This window comes from Salinivibrio sp. EAGSL, assembly GCF_013366455.1.
GTDB lineage: Bacteria > Pseudomonadota > Gammaproteobacteria > Enterobacterales > Vibrionaceae > Salinivibrio > Salinivibrio costicola.
On the sequence record NZ_JABWMG010000008.1, the window covers coordinates 31,249 to 49,385 of the forward strand.

Genomic DNA, 18,137 nt, shown 5'->3' on the forward strand with positions numbered 1-18,137 from the left:
TCTCGCAACCATAAAGGATGCATGCTGTGCTAAACCGTTATCCTTTGTGGAAGTACATCATGGTGCTAATAGCCTTGGTTATTGGCATCGTGTATGCGCTTCCCAATTTATACGGTGAAGATCCAGCAGTACAAATTTCCGGGGCGCGTGGCGCCTCGGTAGATATGACTGCGCTGGACTCCATCAAACAAACCCTCGAATCTAATGACCTCTCCTACCAATCCATTGCGCTTGAAGACGGCACTGTCTTAGCTCGCTTTAAAGACACTGAATCGCAAATCAGTGCTCGTGATGCGTTGATGTCTCGCTTTGATAGCAATAACTATGTGGTCGCATTAAACCTGGCGCCAGCGACCCCTTCTTGGTTGGACGCCCTTGGCGCAACACCAATGAAATTGGGACTCGATTTACGTGGCGGGGTACACTTCTTAATGGAAGTGGACATGGACGCTGCGCTAGAAAAGTTGATTACCCAGCAAGAAGACAGCTTTCGTACTGATTTACGTGAAGCGCGCATTCGCTATCGTGGTTTACGTGTCGAAGATAACACGCGCGTAATGGTTAACTTGCGTAACGCAGAAGACACCAATAAAGCGCTCGAGCTACTGTCGAACAATTATCGGGATATGAACTTCTCGATTGATGAAGACGACGGCACCTTAACCGCGGTGTACAAAGAAGAGCGATTAAAAGAAATCCGTAACTACGCGGTGGCGCAAAACATCACTATTTTGCGTAATCGTGTCAATGAGCTCGGGGTCGCAGAGCCTTTGGTCCAACGTCAAGGTGCGAGTCGCATCGTGGTTGAGTTGCCAGGTGTGCAAGATACGGCCCGAGCAAAAGAAATTCTCGGCGCGACCGCGACCTTGGAATTTCGTGAAGTCGACCAAGATGCCGATTTATCTGCAGCGATGGCAGGGCGTGTTCCGCCGGGTAGTGAGCTAATGAGCTCGCGTGACGGGCGTCCTGCAGTATTGAAAAAGCGGGTCATCTTAACCGGTTCACACATCACAGACGCCAGTTCATCACGTGATGAGTACAGTCGCCCACAGGTGAATATCTCGCTCGACAGCGAGGGCGGTGACAAAATGTCTGACTTCAGTAAGCGTAACATTGGCGAGCTGATGGCAACGGTGTTTGCTGAGTACAAAGACAGTGGTGAGCGTGACGAAAATGGCAAAGTGATCTTGGAAAAACACGAAGAAGTGATTAACCAAGCGACCATTCAATCGGCATTAGGCCGTGACTTCCGAATTACCGGGATCGACTCAGCAGCTGAAGCTCACAACCTTGCGTTATTGCTACGTGCCGGTGCGTTGATTGCGCCCATTTCGATTGTTGAAGAACGCACCATAGGTCCATCCATGGGGCAGCAAAACATCAATATGGGTATACAAGCCTGTTTATGGGGCCTCGTTGCAGTCATGCTGTTTACACTGGTGTATTACCGCCGCTTCGGCTTGTTTGCTAACTGTGCCTTGTTCGCGAATATCATCTTGATTATTGGGATTATGTCGCTTATTCCGGGCGCCACCATGACGCTACCGGGCATTGCCGGTATTGTCTTAACCGTGGGGATGGCGGTGGATGCTAACGTGCTTATTTTTGAACGTATTCGAGAAGAGCTGCACGAAGGGCGTAGTCCACAACATGCGATTGATCGGGGTTATTCCAACGCCTTTAGTACCATTGCCGATGCTAATATTACCACGCTGATTACGGCGATCATCTTGTTTGCTGTGGGTACTGGCGCAATTAAAGGTTTCGCGGTGACACTATCGATTGGTATTTTGACCTCCATGTTTACCGCTATCGTGGGAACGCGTGCACTGGTAAATCTTGTGTATGGCGGCAAGCGCGTCGAAAAACTGTCGATTTAAGGGAGCCCAAGCATGTTTCAAATATTTAAACCGGACATGTCGATCAACTTTATGCGTTGGTCTAAAGTGGCCTTCGTGTTCTCGATCTTCATGATTGCGGCGTCTGTGGTCACCTTATCAACCAAATGGTTGAATTGGGGGCTCGATTTTACCGGCGGTACCTTGATTGAAGTCGGTTTTGAACAACCGGCTGATCTTGCCCTAATCCGTGATTCGTTATCCGCTGAAGGCTTTGGCGATGCGGTGGTGCAAAACTTTGGTAGCGCCACGGACGTGATGGTTCGGCTGCGTCCACGTGATGACATGGAAGGTGAAAACCTCGGTAATGAAGTACTGAATGCCATCAAAGCCGGTACCGGTGATAACGTCGAGATGCGCCGCATCGAGTTTGTCGGCCCCAATGTCGGGGACGAGCTGACCGAAGCGGGTGGCTTGGCAATCATCATTGCATTGGTTTGTATCCTGATCTACGTCTCGTTCCGTTTCGAATGGCGTCTAGCTTCCGGTGCCGTCATGGCGCTGGCTCACGATGTGATTATTACGCTGGGGATTTTCTCTCTGTTCGACGTGGAGGTGGATCTCACTATCGTCGCTGCTTTGCTGACAGTCGTGGGTTACTCGCTTAACGATACCATTGTGGTGTTTGACCGTATTCGTGAGAACTTCCGCAAACTTCGTAAAGGCGAGTCAGACGAAATCATCAATGCGTCTGTTTCACAAACCCTAAGTCGGACAACCATTACTTCAGGCACTACCTTGTTTGTGGTGATTTCGCTCTTTACCTTGGGTGGGTCGATGATCCATGGGTTTGCCATGGCACTGTTGATTGGTATTACCGTCGGGACATACTCATCGATTTATGTCGCTTCGGCGCTGGCCTTGAAACTCGGTATTGCGCGCGAGCACCTCTTGATCCCTGAAGTGGAAAAAGAAGGGGAAGAGTTCGACGCGATGCCTTAACCACGCTTGCCCTGTGCTTAGAGTGGGGCTATGCAGTGACCAAGTGGCGAATTGTTTACAAGCCGTCATCATCTTCAGGTACAAAAAAGCGGCGCTCATTGAGCGCCGCTTTTTATTAATATCTTATCGGTGTCTTTATTTTTTCATCGACTCAGGCGCGTGTTCGCGAACTTTGGCGAGTATACCTTTCACCACACGTGCGCCACCGCTGACAATATTGCCAGAGCGCATATAGTCGGTACCGCCGTTAAAGTCAGTGCAAATGGCACCCGCTTCGCGCGCAATTAACTCACCCGCAGCCAGATCCCAAGGCTTAAGGCCTAGTTCAAAGAAGCCGTCAACACGGCCCGCGGCAACGTAGCAAAGATCGAGCGCTGCCGATCCAGTACGACGGAAGTCAGCACAATCGACAAACAACGCCCCAACAACGGCGATAAAGCCTTCAGCGTGCTGTTTAGCTTTAAACGGGAAGCCGGTCGCTAAGAGGGTGCCGTCAAGCTCTTTGGCGCTGCCAGTACGGATACGCTTGTTATTGAGTTGTGCGCCAGAACCACGTTGAGCGGTAAATAGCTCATTGCGGATAGGATCGTAAACGCAACCAATTTCTGTACGGCCTTTAATGCGCACAGCAATGGAAACGCAGAAATGCGGGAAGTCGTTAATGAAGTTAGTGGTGCCATCCAGTGGGTCGATGATCCATTGATAATCGCTATCTTTGCCTTCCGCCACGCCTGACTCTTCGCCAACGATGGTGTGGTCCGGATATGACTTTTTAATAATATCGATAATGATTTGTTCCGCCGCTTTGTCGACATTAGTGACGAAGTCATTAGTGCCTTTTTGTGCGGTTTCGATGTTGTCTTTGTTTTCTGCAGATTTAGCGATAAAATCGCCAGCCTTCCGTGCAGCACGGACGGCGATGTTTAGCATCGGATGCATACGGTTTTCCCAACGGATGTTAAAGAACGAAAGCGGGGCGGAGTATAACAGAGCCAGAGCAAAAGGAAAGTGGGTATTTTTTAACCGTCAATAAGCGCGTGCTCTCTGCTAAATATGACGCCAGCCGCAGGCTTAGCTGAGAAGTATTATCGATTGCACTGTGATAAACTGCGCAGATCTGACAGACCGCTGCCCATCCCATCCAAGATGGACAGAGCAAGAGACGAAAACAACATCATGCTAGATCAAATTCGCGTTGTATTAGTAGGCACGTCCCACTCCGGAAACATTGGCTCAGCCGCCCGAGCGATGAAAGTCATGGGACTGACCAACATGACATTAGTGGCGCCTGGCTGTGAAGTAGACGGTCAAGCCATTGCCTTAGCCGCAGGGGCCAGTGATATTGCCAATAACGCGAGAGTGGTGAATACGCTTGAAGAAGCGGTGGCCGATTGTGGCCTAGTGATAGGCACCAGCGCAAGAAGCCGAACATTAGAATGGCCGATGCTGGATGCGCGAGCGTGCGGCCAAAAAGCCATTCAAGAAGCCGCAACACATCCGGTTGCCATCGTTTTTGGCCGAGAGCGAACTGGCTTAACCAATGAAGAGCTGCAAACATGTCACTATCATGTTTCGATTCCATCCAATCCAGACTACAGCTCTTTGAATTTGGCCATGGCTGTGCAAACGCTGTGTTATGAAATGCGTGTCGCCTGGTTGGACAGTCAAGCCTATCAAGGACCAACCCTTGAACAAGACTATCCGCTGAACCAAGATTTGGCGCGTTTTTATACGCACCTCGAAACGGTTCTTACTAAAACAGGGTTTATCCGTACTCAGCACCCTGGCATGGTCATGACAAAACTACGTCGCTTATTTAATCGCGCGCGCTTAGAGAGTCAGGAGCTCAATATTTTACGAGGCGTGCTGTCTTCGGTGGAAAAGGTGACCAAACAGGCGGCATCGAGCGAGCAAAATACCGATAATCACTCCCCACGTTGATCCTTTCAAATGAGGCGTCGTACACCTTGGTGAAAACTTGACAAAAATACTCAGGTAAATACTTGACCAAAACACTCAGGTATGTAACCATTTGAGCATCTATTCACCACAGGTAGCGTGTTATGAGATTGACTTCGAAAGGCCGTTATGCGGTTACCGCCATGCTCGACGTGGCGCTTCATGCCGAGCAGGGCCCTGTGCCCCTGGCGGACATCTCTGAGCGTCAAGGCATTTCCTTGTCTTATCTTGAGCAACTTTTTTCACGGCTCCGTAAGTCGGGACTGGTCAGCAGTGTTCGTGGTCCAGGCGGTGGTTATCGTCTCGGGATAGCAGCCAACGAGATTGCCGTTGGCGCGGTGATTGCCGCGGTTGACGAATCGGTTGATGCGACAAAATGCCAAGGTAAAGCAGACTGCCAAGGCGGAACCCGTTGTTTGACACACACCTTGTGGCACGACTTAAGTGCCCGTATTAGCGGTTTTCTAAACGACATCACGCTCGGTGAGCTGATGCATGATAACGAAGTGAAGCAAGTAGCAGATCGTCAGGATGCTAAACTGGACGCCTCATTGGCGCCAAGAAACACGTTTAGCTCGAAGGTCAAACAAGATAGCGCCACCATAGGCGTGAACGTTCGCTCCTGATGACCAATGTCGGTGTAATTGGAGAAAAACATGAAATTGCCCATATATTTTGATTATTCAGCCACGTGTCCGGTTGATCCGCGCGTTGCTGAAAAATGAGTCAGCATCTGACCATGGACGGGGTCTTCGGTAACCCAGCCTCTCGCTCGCACCGTTTTGGTTGGCAAGCAGAAGAAGCCGTTGATACCGCACGCGAAAACATTGCCGATTATTGCAATGCCGATCCGCGTGAGATCGTGTTCACCTCTGGCGCGACGGAATCAGACAACCTAGCCATTAAAGGTATTGCCAATTTCTACTCGAAAAAAGGCAAGCACATCATTACCTGCAAGACCGAGCACAAAGCGGTACTTGATCCATGCCGGCAGCTAGAGCGAGAAGGCTTTGAAGTCACCTACCTCGACCTAGAAGAAAACGGCTTAGTTGATCTGAAAAAGCTAGAAGCGGCGATGCGTGATGACACCATTTTGGTTTCTATCATGCACGTGAATAACGAAATTGGCGTGATTCAAGACGTTTCGGCTATCGGCGAATTATGCCGCGAGCGCAAGATCATGTTCCACGTGGATGCTGCACAATCTGTGGGCAAAGTGCCTTTAGATGTGAAAGAAATGAAAATTGATCTGATTTCTTTCAGCGCGCACAAAGCTTACGGACCAAAAGGCATCGGCGCTTTGTATGTTCGCCGTAAGCCACGGGTGCGTATTGAGGCGCAAATGCACGGTGGTGGTCACGAGCGTGGTATGCGCTCAGGCACCTTACCGACCCACCAAATTGTGGGTATGGGTGAAGCCTTCCGTATCGCTAAAGAAGAGCGTGAAAAAGATTTTGAACATGCACTTGCGTTACGTAATCGCTTTTATGACGGCGTCAAAGATTTAGAAGAAGTTTACGTTAATGGTGATTTGGAGCAGCGCGTTCCACACAACTTGAACGTGAGCTTTGCCTTTGTTGAAGGTGAGTCTTTGTTGATGGCGCTAAAAGATCTGGCGGTATCGTCTGGGTCGGCGTGTACATCAGCAAGCCTTGAGCCTTCTTATGTTCTTCGTGCGCTAGGACGCGACGATGAGCTAGCACACAGCTCACTACGTTTTTCATTTGGTCGTTTTACTACTGAAGAAGAAGTGGATTACGCGATTGAAAAAGTCCGTGAGGCCGTGAACAAGCTGCGAGAAATGTCACCACTTTGGGACATGTACAAAGACGGTATTGATTTAAGTACCGTTGAATGGGCGCACCACTAATACGAAAAACGCGCCAACTGGCAACAGTGAGCAATCATATTGAGGAAACAATTATGGCTTACAGCGAAAAAGTAATTGACCACTACGAAAACCCACGTAACGTTGGCTCGTTTGAAAAAGGCGATCCATCCGTCGGTAACGGCATGGTCGGTGCCCCTGCATGTGGCGACGTCATGAAGCTACAAATCAAGGTGAATGACGAAGGCATCATCGAAGACGCTAAATTTAAAACCTATGGCTGCGGGTCAGCGATCGCATCGAGCTCGTTGGTCACCGAATGGGTAAAAGGCCGTTCGATTGACGATGCCGCTGCAATCAAAAACTCTGAGATTGCGGAAGAGCTTGAGCTGCCACCGGTTAAAGTCCACTGCTCTATCTTAGCGGAAGACGCCATTAAAGCAGCAGTTAGCGACTACAAGAAAAAACACCAGCAGTAAAACGAAGGGGTTGTTGATACTATGGCTATTACCATGACACAAGCGGCATCAGATCGCGTAAGAGCGTTTCTAGACAACCGTGGAAAGGGCATTGGCTTGCGTCTTGGCGTACGGACGTCAGGATGTTCTGGCATGGCCTATGTCATTGAATTTGCTGATGAGCTTCAAGAAGGTGATCAGGTATTCGAATACGATGACGTCAAGGTAATCGTCGATGGCAAGAGCTTGCTCTATCTCGAAGGGACAGAGTTAGATTTTGTCAAAGAAGGCCTAAATGAAGGTTTTCAGTTCAACAACCCTAACGTCAGTAGCGAATGTGGTTGTGGCGAAAGCTTCAACGTGTAATACGTGAGAGCACATGAATCATTTTGAACTCTTCGGGCTACCGTATCAGTTTGAGCTGGACGGTAGCTCGCTTTCTTCAACGTTTCGGGAGCTGCAACGCCAGTATCACCCAGATAACGTTGCTAGCCAAGACGATAAAACGCGTCTTCAGGCGGTGCAGAAAGCCTCGCAAATTAACGATGCGTTTCAGACGTTGAAAGATCCCGTTCGACGCGCTGAATATATGCTGACGTTACAAAGCATTGATATAAAAGACGAACAGCAAACGATGCAGGATCCTGAGTTCTTAATGCAGCAAATGACACTGCGTGAAGAACTGGAGTCGATCACTGATAGCCAAGACGATGCTGCGTTATTTGATTTTGGCGCAAAAGCACAAGCGCTTTATGATGCCTTGATCAAAGAGGTTAAGCAGGCACTCGCTGCTTCTCAATGGCAAGAGGCGGCAGTGATTGTGCGCAAGCTTAAGTTTGCAGAGAAGCTTTGCTCCGAAGTGGAGCGCGTCGAAGATCAGCTGATGAGCTGATCGGCACTATTCGCCTGTCAACGCAGTAAAGTTTAAGGATTAGACATGGCACTGTTACAGATTTCAGAGCCCGGTCAAAGTGCCGCGCCGCATGAACACAAGCATGCAGTCGGCATCGATTTGGGTACGACCAACACTTTGGTTGCCACGGTACGAAGCGGTGTCGCAACCACCTTGAACGATGAACACGATCGATCACTGATCCCGTCGGTGGTCCACTATGGTGGTGATGCCATTTCAGTGGGTTATGATGCCCTTCCTCATGTGCAAACGGATAGTGCCAACACCTTGGTATCGGTCAAGCGCATGATGGGACGCTCTTTGGATGACGTCCAGACACGTTATCCGCAACTTCCTTATCGGTTTTCACAAACTGAAAATGGCCTGCCACAAGTCGAGACACGACGTGGTGCCATCAACCCAGTTCAAGGCTCGTCCGATATTTTGCGGGCGGTACGTGAACGTGCAGAAGTCAGCTTGGGTGATGCGCTTGAAGGCGTGGTGATCACTGTTCCAGCTTATTTTGATGATGCGCAGCGAGCAGGCACCAAAGATGCCGCGACACTCGCGGGCCTGAATGTACTCCGTTTACTCAATGAGCCAACCGCAGCGGCCATTGCTTATGGGCTCGACTCGGGCCAAGAGGGCGTGATCGCTGTGTATGATCTCGGGGGCGGGACCTTCGATATATCGATTCTCCGTCTCTCCCAAGGCGTGTTTGAAGTCATGGCCACCGGGGGCGATTCAGCACTAGGTGGGGATGATTTTGACCACCTGCTCGAGCAATGGATCTGTGAGCAAGCCGGGTTTGAAACCCTCAGTGGTGATGAGCGCCGTACGGTGCTCCACGCAGCGACACAGGCTAAAATCGCATTGTCTTCCTCTGCCAGTACCGACATTGACGTACTCGGTTGGCAAGGTACGCTGACACGTGACACCTTTGATGCCTTGGTCGCCCCTTTGGTTAAAAAGACCTTGATGTCGTGCCGTCGTGCGCTTAAAGACGCCGGCGTCAGTGCCGATGAAATCCTAGAAGTCGTGATGGTCGGCGGGTCAACCCGGGTACCGGCCGTTCGCCATCAAGTCGGCGACTTCTTTGGTCGTGAACCGTTAACCAGTATCGACCCAGATAAAGTGGTCGCGATAGGTGCCGCAACACAAGCGGATATTTTGGTCGGCAATAAGCCCGACTCTGACATGTTGTTGCTGGACGTGATCCCGCTTTCGCTCGGCATTGAAACCATGGGCGGCCTGGTAGAAAAAATCATTCCACGCAATACCACCATTCCTGTGGCGAAAGCCCAAGAGTTCACCACGTTTAAAGACGGTCAAACCGGCATGAAAGTGCACGTGGTACAAGGTGAACGTGAAATGGTGGATGATTGCCGCTCGTTGGCGCGTTTCTCCTTAAAAGGCATTCCACCGATGACCGCGGGGGCAGCCCATGTCCGCGTGACCTACCAAGTGGATGCCGACGGTTTGCTGTCTGTGTCGGCCATGGAAAAGTCGACTGGTGTGGCCTCGTCGATACAGGTTAAACCGTCTTACGGGCTCAATGATGACGAAATCGCCAACATGATCAAATCATCATTTACCCATGCGGAAGAAGACAAAGATGCCCGCTATTTGGCGGAGCAACGCGTTGAAGCCGATCGGGTGATCGAAGGCCTACTGGTCGCCATGCAACAAGACGGTGACACCTTGCTCGATCATAATGAGCAACAAGCGCTCGTGAACGAAATTGAAACATTGATCGCGCTGCGTAACGGCGATGATGGCGCTGCCATTGAAGCGGGAATCAAAGCACTAGATAAAGCCAGCCAGACCTTTGCGGCACGTCGTATGGACAAATCGATTCGTAATGCGTTGGCCGGTCAATCCATTGATGAGGTGTAATCATGCCTAAGATTATTGTTCTGCCGCACCACGAGTTATGCCCAGAAGGTGCGGAACTGGAAGGGAAAGAAGGGGAGACCGTCCTCGATGTGGCGCTAAAAAATGGCATTGGCATCGAGCACGCGTGTGAAAAGTCTTGCGCGTGTACTACCTGTCACATTGTGGTTCGCGAAGGCTTTGACTCGCTCGACGAAAGTGATGAGCTTGAAGATGACATGCTCGATAAAGCATGGGGACTTGAGCCAGAGTCGCGCTTGGGCTGTCAGGCGAAAATTACCGATGAAGATCTGGTGGTCGAAATTCCACGCTACACCCTAAACCATGCAGCGGAAAATCATTAATCTAATGCTGTAACGGACGGAGAAGCAAAATGAGTTTAAAATGGACGGATTCACTCGATATTGCGATTGAGCTGTGTGACGCTTACCCAGATGTCGATCCTAAAACAGTACGTTTTACCGACTTGCATCAATGGATCACCGAACTGGATGACTTTGACGATGATCCTGAGCGCTCGAATGAACGGATTTTGGAAGCGATCATTATGTGCTGGATGGATGAGCAAGACTGAGGGCTAGCTCTCGTGAGTGATTGATAATACTTGTGTTATTGTCACCGGCTCGGCACAGTATCGACGGCCAAATAGAGTTATTACCAAAAGCGGGCCCATCGGTTCGCTTTTTTTATTCCACTGGGTGCCATGTACTCAACGTACGCTGCCCAGTCAAACACGCTGTACAGTAAAAAACAGCGCGACAGTACAAGGAGTACAAAATGTCAGAAACATTAAAAGTAACCCTGTCGCATCAGCCGGCAGCCGCGCAATGGGGCGATAATGCGCTGGTCTCTTTTGACGCCGATAAAGCGCTTATCCATGCACCGAGCGACACCAATCAACGAGATAAGGTGCAACAAGCCGCGCGTAAACTCGAGGGGCAAGGTGTCCCTGCACTGACGCTGACCGGCGAGCATTGGGATCTTGAATTAGTGTGGGCCTTTTACCAAGGGCTTCGCGGTCCTAAAAATAAAGTGGCTTTTGCGCAAGCGGTCTTAAATGACACAGACACCAAGGAGTTCGAACTTCGGCAAACTGTTGGTGACTGGGTGCGCGATATTATCAACCAACCGGCAGAAGAAGTCGGTCCGCATCAGTTGGTGGCCCGCGCAGGGGAATTTGTAAAATCGATGGCACCGGAGCCGGAGCATGTCACTTACAAGATTATTTCAGGCACGGATCTGTTAGAAAAAGGCTGGCACGGCATCTATACCGTTGGACGAGGCTCTGCCCGTAAACCGACCATGTTGCAATTGGACTACAACCCGACCGGCGATCCGGATGCACCGGTTTATGCATGCTTAGTCGGAAAAGGGATCACCTTTGATTCGGGCGGCTATAGCATCAAAGGCTCAGATTTTATGACCACCATGAAAGCCGATATGGGTGGCTCGGCAACCGCGACAGGCGCATTGGCGATGGCAGTGGCGAAGGGCCTAAATAAGCGCGTGAAATTAGTGCTTTGCTGTGCAGAGAACATGATCTCAAGCAGTGCCTACAAGCTAGGTGATATTATCACTTACAAAAACGGCGTGACGGTTGAAGTATTGAATACCGATGCCGAAGGACGCTTGGTGCTCGCGGATGGCTTAATGTATGCCAGTGAGCAAAAGCCTGAACTCTTAATTGATTGCGCCACCCTGACGGGCTCAGCAAAAGCCGCATTGGGTAACGATTATCACGCATTGTTTAGCTTTGATGATAAGCTCGCCCATCGTACCCTTGAGGCGGCACAGCAAGAGGGTGAAGGAATGTGGTCTCTCCCTGTGGCTGAAGTCCATCGTAAGTTACTGCCTTCTTCATTTGCTGATATTGCCAACGTATCGACAGGCGCGTACATGCCAGGTGCGAGCACGGCCGCCGCGTTTTTATCGTATTTTGTCGAAGATTACCAAAAAGGCTGGATGCACATCGACTGTTCGGGGACTTATCGTAAAGCCGCCAGTGACAAATGGGCGGTCGGTGCCACCGGGATGGGCGTGAAAACCTTGGCGCGTGTGTTATTGGATGAAGCCAAATAACCTCATCAATTAATCGGTGAGGTGTTAACGAATTTTTTGTGTGAGTTAACGCTTCACCGCATTGGTGATAGGGGCAGACAATAAAGTTTGCTAGGGTAAGCGCGTTGTTGCTCCTAGTGAGCCTGATTTAGACAGTAAAAGGACAAGCGAATGACCATTGAACGCACTTTTTCTATCGTCAAACCTGATGCCGTAGAGCGTAACTTGATTGGTACGCTTTATCAGCGTATCGAAAGTGCTGGCTTACGCATCGTGGCAGCGAAAATGTTACACCTTAGCAAAGAACAGGCTGAGGGGTTTTATGCTGAGCACCAAGGTAAACCTTTCTTTGCGTCCTTAGTCGAGTTTATGACCTCTGGACCGATTATGGTGCAGGTGTTGGAAGGCGAGGGTGCCATTAACCGTTATCGTGAGTTGATGGGCAAAACTAACCCTGAAGAAGCGGCTTGCGGGACATTGCGCGCTGACTACGCGGAAAGTATGCAATATAACTCCGTACATGGCTCGGATAGCCCAGGCTCGGCTGAACGTGAAATTGCGTATTTTTTCACCGCGGATGAGATTCATCCTCGTTGTTAACGCAAAGACGGATATAAAAGGTTTATAAAGAGGCGCGAGCCTCTTTTTTGTTTTGTTCTTCTCCTGCCTCTTACCTGAATAACCACGCTCATAGAGAGTGGAAAGTGTGATCTAAAGCCTGTACAATTTCGCGCCTTAAGCGCGTTCCGAACAGGGATCTTGACTAGATTCAAGGTGTATTCACTCGAGAACGCCAGGCCAATACCCGTGTCTTACCATATAGCTAGTTTTTACGAGGCAACCCCAATGACGACAGAGAAAGTAAATCTGCTTGATTTTGACAGGCAAGGATTGCGTGCCTATTTCGCCGATGAACTCGGTGAAAAAGCCTTCCGCGCTGACCAAGTCATGAAGTGGATGTATCATTTTGGTTGCGATGACTTCGATGAAATGAACAACATCAACAAGAAGTTACGTGAAAAACTCAAGCTTGTCGCCGAGGTTAAAGCCCCTGAGGTGAGTGAAGCGCATTACTCAAAAGATGGCACCATTAAATGGGCGATGCGAGTGGGCGGTCAAGATGTGGAAACCGTGTATATCCCTGAAGATGACCGGGCGACATTGTGTGTTTCCTCTCAGGTTGGTTGTGCGCTCGACTGCAAATTTTGCTCGACTGGTGCGCAGGGTTTTAACCGTAATTTGCGGGTTTCTGAAATTATTGGCCAGGTTTGGCGTGCCGCAAAAGAAATTGGTATCGAAAAAGAAACCGGACGCCGTCCTATTACCAATGTGGTGATGATGGGGATGGGCGAGCCGTTGCTGAACATGAAAAACCTGCTGCCATCACTCAACTTGATGCTCGATGATAATGCCTATGGCTTGTCGAAGCGTCGTGTCACGGTATCGACTTCTGGTGTGGTGTCTGGCTTGGAGCAGATGATTGGTAAAATTGATGTTGCGCTAGCGATTTCACTGCACGCGCCGAATGATGAACTGCGTAGTCAAATTATGCCGATTAACGATCGCTGGGATATCGACGCTTTCTTAGATGTGGTGCATCGTTATATTGAAACCTCGAATGCCAACCGTGGCCGTGTCACGGTTGAATATATTTTGCTCGATCATGTTAATGACTACATGGAGCATGCGCGCCAACTCGCAGAGCTGTTAAAAGATACACCGGCGAAGATTAACCTGATCCCATTTAACCCGTATCCTGGATCGCCATTCAATAAACCAAGTAACTCTCGTATTGATAGGTTTATGAAAACCTTAATGGAATACGATTTTACGGTCACGGTGCGTAAAACGCGCGGCGATGATATTGATGCGGCGTGTGGCCAATTAGCCGGAGACATTGTCGACCGGACAAAACGCGCCGAAAAGCGACTGGGTGCGCAGGAGGTGATCCCTGTTCGACCCGTCTAGCATTATAGGTCTTTATAAGGGAAGAACATGGTAAAAACTGGCTGGGTATGGGTGTTGATTATCACGTTGGCAGGTTGTGCCTCGCCAGTTTCACAGCAAAACGACGCTAAGTTTGATAAGATTCAAGCGGCCGAGGCACGAATTTCGTTGGGGTTAGGTTACTTAAACAGTGATCGCTATCAACAAGCGCAGCAAAACTTGCAGCAAGCACACCAATATGCGCCTAATTACTATCGTACCTCGCTGTCTATGGCGTATTATCAACAACGTGTCGGTGAAACCGACCAAGCGGACCGTTTATATCAAAAAGCGTTATCGCAAGCGTCTAAAAAAGGCGATGTGTATAATAACTACGGTGTGTTTTTGTGCGAACAACAGCGTTTTGCTGAGGCAAAAGAAGCATTTTTGCAAGCCGTCGCACAACCGTATTATCATCGCGTGTCAGACAGTTATGAAAATGCCGCGTTCTGCCAGCTAAAAGCGGGCGAAACCAAGAGCGCGAAGGCCTTGTTGGAAAAAGCGACTGAGCATGACCCGCTGAATGTCCGCGCAGGATTACAACTTGCCAAGTTAGAGATAGAACGAGGGCAAGAGGCAGGTGCCATTACGCGTATCAAACGACTCCATAAACGCGTTGGTGCCCATCCCAGCGGATTATTATTGTTGGTCAAAGCTTATCAGCAACAAGGTAACACGGAGCGAGCTGCCCATGATGCTCAGCGATTGGCGCACCAGTTTCCAGAATCCAAAGAATATCAATTGTACTTAGCGAATGAATACTGAACAGACGGAAGAACACGCGCAAAAAGATACGCAACCTGCGCCCGGGGAAGTATTAAAGCAAGCGCGAGAAAAAATGGGCTGGAGTGTTCGCGATGTGGCTGACCGACTGCGATTGCGCGTCAGTGTCATCGAGGACCTCGAAAGCAATAATCCAGATATGGATCAACTGGCCACGTTTACGCGTGGCTATTTGCGATCCTATGCCAAGTTAATGCAAATCGACGCCGACCAGCTTCTCGGTGACAGCAATATGGAAGCAAGCAGTGCGGCAACGGTTCAGAAAATGCAAAGCTTTTCGCGCAAGACACGACGGCAAAGGAGTGAAAGCCGTTTGATGTGGTTGTCTTGGGTGATCATTGCTATTGCGGTGGGTATTACTGGCGTGTGGTATTGGCAAAATCAACAAGCGATGACATCGTTACCCACGCAGCTGGATAGCGAACAAGCCGATGAGTTAGTAACCACCCCTTCTGACCAAGACAGTGCTGTGATTGCCGCTGAGCCCCAACCGAGCACCGATGAACTCGACACTGAGCCTGCTAAAGCAGTCGATGCGCCGCAGCCGGTAGAACCCGCGGCCAAAGCCAGTGATGAGGGGCAATCGAATCCTGTGTCTATCTCTGATGAGGCAACAGCCGCTAAGACACAAATGGAGGCGCAAACGACTGACGCAGCGAGTCGTCAGGAAACAGCACAAGCGCCAGTGACGGATCCGGCAGCAAAAACAACCGCAAGCGCCAACGAAAACCGCCTGGTCATGACCTTTACTGGCGATTGCTGGATTGATGTGCGTGATGCCAATGGCGAACGCTTGGCGACAGGAATAAAAGCTGAAGGTGAGCAAATTACCTTAACTGGCGAAACGCCGTACCAATTGGTACTTGGGGCGCCAAGTGTGGTGAACATTACCTTTAATGGCGACAATATTGATCTTGATGGCTACCCAACCGGGCAAGTGGCTCGGTTGCGCCTTCCGCAGTAATCAGAGAACGTCAATATGCACAACGAAAATCCGATTAAACGTCGTCCGTCCAAACGTATCAATGTGGGCAATGTGCCGATTGGTGATGGTGCGCCCATTGCAGTGCAATCAATGACCAATACGCGCACCACGGATGTTGAGGCGACCGTGGCGCAAATAAAAGCGCTCGAAAATGTGGGTGCAGACATTGTTCGCGTGTCGGTCCCCACTATGGATGCCGCTGAAGCCTTCAAAACAATTAAAGCGCAAACGTCGATCCCGCTAGTGGCAGATATTCACTTTGACTATCGTATCGCGCTTAAAGTCGCTGAATACGGTGTCGATTGTTTGCGGATCAACCCTGGGAATATCGGTAAAGAAGAGCGCATCCGTGCGGTGGTCGATGCTGCTCGCGATAAAAACATCCCGATTCGAATTGGTGTTAACGGTGGCTCGCTAGAACGTGATCTCCAGGAAAAATACGGTGAGCCAACGCCAGACGCGCTAGTAGAATCCGCGATGCGTCATGTTGATATTCTCGATCGACTCAACTTCGACCAATTTAAAGTCAGTGTGAAAGCATCAGACGTTTTTTTAGCGGTGGAATCCTACCGCAAATTAGCACAACAGATTGAGCAACCTCTTCACCTCGGGATCACCGAAGCAGGTGGTGCGCGCGCAGGGGCGGTAAAATCATCGGTTGGGCTAGGCATGTTACTCGCTGAAGGTATTGGCGATACGTTGCGTGTGTCGTTAGCGGCCGATCCTGTTGAAGAAATTAAAGTTGGGTTTGATATTCTTAAATCCCTCCGAATTCGCTCACGCGGGGTGAATTTTATCGCCTGCCCAAGCTGCTCTCGTCAGGAATTTGACGTCATCGGCACCGTGAATGCGCTTGAACAGCGCGTAGAAGATATTCTGACGCCAATGGACGTTTCAATCATTGGTTGCGTTGTCAATGGCCCAGGCGAAGCCGAAGCGTCACATCTTGGCCTTGCTGGTGGCAACAAGCGCAGTGCTTATTATCTCGACGGCAAACGTCAAAAAGAGCGCTTTACCAATGACAACTTGGTGGATGAGTTAGAAGCAAAAATCCGCGCCAAAGCGGCGATGATGGATGAGCGCAACCGCATCAAGGTGTCTCAAATCGATCAAGAAGGCTAAGCCATCAGGCTGCCTTTTCCCCTTTTATATATGATATCGGTAACGGAAGTTAACGTGGCTAAAACAATTCAAGCAATCCGAGGCATGAATGACTGCCTCCCTTCTCAATCTCCTTTGTGGCAGAAGCTCGAAAATACGATTAAACAGGTCGTCAGTGCCTATGGCTACAGTGAAGTACGTATGCCTATCGTCGAAGCAACACATCTGTTTAGCCGTGCGATTGGTGAAGTGACCGACGTTGTCGAAAAAGAAATGTACACCTTTGATGATCGAAACGGTGACAGCCTAACGCTACGACCTGAAGGCACGGCGGGTTGTGTCCGCGCAGGGATTGAAAACGGCTTACTCTATAACCAGGAACACCGTTTGTGGTATACCGGGCCAATGTTCCGTCATGAACGTCCACAAAAAGGCCGCTATCGTCAATTTCATCAATTTGGAGTGGAAGTCTTTGGCTTGAATGGCCCTGACGTTGATGCCGAATTGATCATGATGACGGCCCGGATGTGGCGTGAGCTGGGGATTGCTGAACACGTACGTTTAGAACTTAACTCCATTGGTTCGCCGCAAGCGCGTGCAGATTATCGCCAAGCACTGGTCGATTTTCTGATGCAGCACGAATCGGTGTTGGATGAGGACAGTAAACGTCGCATGCAGACCAATCCGCTACGTGTATTAGATACCAAAAACGCGGATATTCAGGCGATTCTTGTTGACGCGCCAAAGCTTAGTGATTATCTGGATGACGAATCAAAACAACATTTTGCTGGATTGTGTGAACTCTTGGACGCGGCAGGTATCGAATACCAAGTGAATCACCGTCTAGTACGTGGACTTGATTATTACAACCGCACGGTCTTTGAGTGGATTACCGATAGCTTAGGCGCGCAGGGCACGGTGTGTGGCGGCGGCCGCTACGATGGTTTGGTTGAACAACTCGGTGGTAAGGCAACACCGGCGGTCGGGTTTGCAATGGGCCTTGAGCGCTTAGTCTTGATGCTCGAAAACCTGAGCCAAGATGATATCCGCCCAGTGGTGGATGTATACATGGTGACGGCAGGCGAGGGCGCCTTAGCCGCTGGGATGAAACTAGCCGAAAACCTGCGTGAGCAAGTGCCGGGGTTACGCGTTATGTCGCACTTTGGTGGTGGCAGTTTTAAAAAGCAATTTAAACGTGCAGACAAAGTCGGCGCATCCGTCGCATTGGTTTTGGGCGAAGACGAAGTCGCTAATCAAACGGTAGCGCTAAAAGATTTAAAAGGCGGCGAGCAACAAACTCTGAAGCAGGATCAGATCGCTGCGACATTAAAAGCATTGATTTAGAGAGGACAGA

Annotated in this window: 18 protein-coding genes and 1 pseudogene; 18 read left to right on the forward strand and 1 reads right to left on the reverse strand. The window is 49.9% G+C overall.

Going from position 1 to position 18,137, the window contains the following annotated elements:
- Positions 1–26: 26 nt before the first annotated feature.
- Complete coding sequence (secD, locus tag HLG76_RS06470; protein WP_077460262.1) at positions 27–1,880, forward strand: protein translocase subunit SecD; 1,854 nt, start codon at positions 27–29, stop codon at positions 1,878–1,880.
- 12 nt (positions 1,881–1,892) lie between these two features.
- Positions 1,893–2,840: a protein translocase subunit SecF gene (secF, locus tag HLG76_RS06475; RefSeq protein WP_021022914.1), complete on the forward strand. Its 948-nt coding sequence runs from the start codon at positions 1,893–1,895 to the stop codon at positions 2,838–2,840.
- 135 nt (positions 2,841–2,975) lie between these two features.
- On the opposite strand, the gene suhB is transcribed toward secF, so the two are convergent.
- Positions 2,976–3,779: an inositol-1-monophosphatase gene (gene suhB / locus HLG76_RS06480; RefSeq protein WP_077669528.1), complete on the reverse strand. Its 804-nt coding sequence runs from the start codon at positions 3,777–3,779 to the stop codon at positions 2,976–2,978.
- Positions 3,780–4,016: 237 nt separating this feature from the next.
- Here suhB and trmJ point away from each other — a divergent pair, with 237 nt between their 5' ends.
- The 16 genes and pseudogenes from trmJ (at position 4,017) to hisS (ending at position 18,127) form a co-directional block, all read left to right on the forward strand.
- Positions 4,017–4,781, forward strand: coding sequence for a tRNA (cytosine(32)/uridine(32)-2'-O)-methyltransferase TrmJ (gene trmJ / locus HLG76_RS06485; protein ID WP_021022916.1), 765 nt, complete (start codon positions 4,017–4,019; stop codon positions 4,779–4,781).
- A gap of 122 nt (positions 4,782–4,903) precedes the next feature.
- Positions 4,904–5,425 carry a Fe-S cluster assembly transcriptional regulator IscR gene (gene iscR, locus HLG76_RS06490; protein ID WP_021022917.1) on the forward strand — a complete coding sequence of 174 codons (522 nt, stop codon included), beginning with the start codon at positions 4,904–4,906 and terminating at the stop codon, positions 5,423–5,425.
- A 30-nt stretch (positions 5,426–5,455) separates the two neighbouring features.
- Positions 5,456–6,669, forward strand: a pseudogene (locus tag HLG76_RS06495) (IscS subfamily cysteine desulfurase).
- A gap of 53 nt (positions 6,670–6,722) precedes the next feature.
- Positions 6,723–7,106: a Fe-S cluster assembly scaffold IscU gene (gene iscU, locus HLG76_RS06500; protein WP_025744586.1), complete on the forward strand. Its 384-nt coding sequence runs from the start codon at positions 6,723–6,725 to the stop codon at positions 7,104–7,106.
- 21 nt (positions 7,107–7,127) lie between these two features.
- Positions 7,128–7,451 carry an iron-sulfur cluster assembly protein IscA gene (iscA, locus tag HLG76_RS06505; protein ID WP_021022920.1) on the forward strand — a complete coding sequence of 108 codons (324 nt, stop codon included), beginning with the start codon at positions 7,128–7,130 and terminating at the stop codon, positions 7,449–7,451.
- Positions 7,452–7,464: 13 nt separating this feature from the next.
- Positions 7,465–7,977, forward strand: a complete 513-nt coding sequence (gene hscB / locus HLG76_RS06510; protein WP_077460265.1) for a co-chaperone HscB — start codon at positions 7,465–7,467, stop codon at positions 7,975–7,977.
- Positions 7,978–8,022: 45 nt separating this feature from the next.
- The gene (gene hscA / locus HLG76_RS06515; protein WP_077669531.1) at positions 8,023–9,873 is read left to right on the forward strand and encodes a Fe-S protein assembly chaperone HscA; all 1,851 of its coding nucleotides are present in this window, start codon (positions 8,023–8,025) and stop codon (positions 9,871–9,873) included.
- A gap of 2 nt (positions 9,874–9,875) precedes the next feature.
- Positions 9,876–10,214 carry an ISC system 2Fe-2S type ferredoxin gene (gene fdx, locus HLG76_RS06520; protein WP_077460267.1) on the forward strand — a complete coding sequence of 113 codons (339 nt, stop codon included), beginning with the start codon at positions 9,876–9,878 and terminating at the stop codon, positions 10,212–10,214.
- Between the two features lie 29 nt (positions 10,215–10,243).
- The gene (gene iscX, locus HLG76_RS06525) at positions 10,244–10,444 is read left to right on the forward strand and encodes a Fe-S cluster assembly protein IscX (RefSeq protein ID WP_077460268.1); all 201 of its coding nucleotides are present in this window, start codon (positions 10,244–10,246) and stop codon (positions 10,442–10,444) included.
- Between the two features lie 203 nt (positions 10,445–10,647).
- Positions 10,648–11,949, forward strand: coding sequence for an aminopeptidase PepB (gene pepB / locus HLG76_RS06530; protein ID WP_175993318.1), 1,302 nt, complete (start codon positions 10,648–10,650; stop codon positions 11,947–11,949).
- Between the two features lie 150 nt (positions 11,950–12,099).
- Positions 12,100–12,528 carry a nucleoside-diphosphate kinase gene (gene ndk, locus HLG76_RS06535; RefSeq protein WP_021022926.1) on the forward strand — a complete coding sequence of 143 codons (429 nt, stop codon included), beginning with the start codon at positions 12,100–12,102 and terminating at the stop codon, positions 12,526–12,528.
- Positions 12,529–12,774: 246 nt separating this feature from the next.
- Positions 12,775–13,896, forward strand: a complete 1,122-nt coding sequence (locus HLG76_RS06540) for a bifunctional tRNA (adenosine(37)-C2)-methyltransferase TrmG/ribosomal RNA large subunit methyltransferase RlmN (RefSeq protein WP_021022927.1) — start codon at positions 12,775–12,777, stop codon at positions 13,894–13,896.
- Positions 13,897–13,923: 27 nt separating this feature from the next.
- Positions 13,924–14,679, forward strand: coding sequence for a type IV pilus biogenesis/stability protein PilW (gene pilW / locus HLG76_RS06545; RefSeq protein ID WP_021022928.1), 756 nt, complete (start codon positions 13,924–13,926; stop codon positions 14,677–14,679).
- Positions 14,669–15,661: a cytoskeleton protein RodZ gene (gene rodZ / locus HLG76_RS06550; protein WP_175993319.1), complete on the forward strand. Its 993-nt coding sequence runs from the start codon at positions 14,669–14,671 to the stop codon at positions 15,659–15,661. The genes pilW and rodZ overlap by 11 nt, the downstream gene beginning before the upstream one ends.
- A 15-nt stretch (positions 15,662–15,676) precedes the next feature.
- On the forward strand, positions 15,677–16,804 hold the full coding sequence (gene ispG, locus HLG76_RS06555; RefSeq protein ID WP_021022930.1) for a flavodoxin-dependent (E)-4-hydroxy-3-methylbut-2-enyl-diphosphate synthase: 1,128 nt from the start codon (positions 15,677–15,679) through the stop codon (positions 16,802–16,804).
- A gap of 54 nt (positions 16,805–16,858) precedes the next feature.
- Positions 16,859–18,127 (forward strand): histidine--tRNA ligase, encoded by a 1,269-nt coding sequence (gene hisS, locus HLG76_RS06560; RefSeq protein WP_077460272.1) that lies wholly within the window; start codon positions 16,859–16,861, stop codon positions 18,125–18,127.
- Positions 18,128–18,137 lie beyond the last annotated feature (10 nt).

Coding starts and splice junctions, on each gene's coding strand:
- secF (WP_021022914.1), top strand. CDS start 1,893: ATGTTTCAAATATTTAAACCGGACATGTCGATCAACTTTATGCGTTGG.
- iscR (WP_021022917.1), top strand. CDS start 4,904: ATGAGATTGACTTCGAAAGGCCGTTATGCGGTTACCGCCATGCTCGAC.
- pilW (WP_021022928.1), top strand. CDS start 13,924: ATGGTAAAAACTGGCTGGGTATGGGTGTTGATTATCACGTTGGCAGGT.
- ndk (WP_021022926.1), top strand. CDS start 12,100: ATGACCATTGAACGCACTTTTTCTATCGTCAAACCTGATGCCGTAGAG.
- ispG (WP_021022930.1), top strand. CDS start 15,677: ATGCACAACGAAAATCCGATTAAACGTCGTCCGTCCAAACGTATCAAT.
- iscA (WP_021022920.1), top strand. CDS start 7,128: ATGGCTATTACCATGACACAAGCGGCATCAGATCGCGTAAGAGCGTTT.
- rodZ (WP_175993319.1), top strand. CDS start 14,669: ATGAATACTGAACAGACGGAAGAACACGCGCAAAAAGATACGCAACCT.
- iscU (WP_025744586.1), top strand. CDS start 6,723: ATGGCTTACAGCGAAAAAGTAATTGACCACTACGAAAACCCACGTAAC.
- hscA (WP_077669531.1), top strand. CDS start 8,023: ATGGCACTGTTACAGATTTCAGAGCCCGGTCAAAGTGCCGCGCCGCAT.
- HLG76_RS06540 (WP_021022927.1), top strand. CDS start 12,775: ATGACGACAGAGAAAGTAAATCTGCTTGATTTTGACAGGCAAGGATTG.
- pepB (WP_175993318.1), top strand. CDS start 10,648: ATGTCAGAAACATTAAAAGTAACCCTGTCGCATCAGCCGGCAGCCGCG.
- hscB (WP_077460265.1), top strand. CDS start 7,465: ATGAATCATTTTGAACTCTTCGGGCTACCGTATCAGTTTGAGCTGGAC.
- trmJ (WP_021022916.1), top strand. CDS start 4,017: ATGCTAGATCAAATTCGCGTTGTATTAGTAGGCACGTCCCACTCCGGA.
- iscX (WP_077460268.1), top strand. CDS start 10,244: ATGAGTTTAAAATGGACGGATTCACTCGATATTGCGATTGAGCTGTGT.
- fdx (WP_077460267.1), top strand. CDS start 9,876: ATGCCTAAGATTATTGTTCTGCCGCACCACGAGTTATGCCCAGAAGGT.
- suhB (WP_077669528.1), bottom strand. CDS start 3,779: ATGCATCCGATGCTAAACATCGCCGTCCGTGCTGCACGGAAGGCTGGC.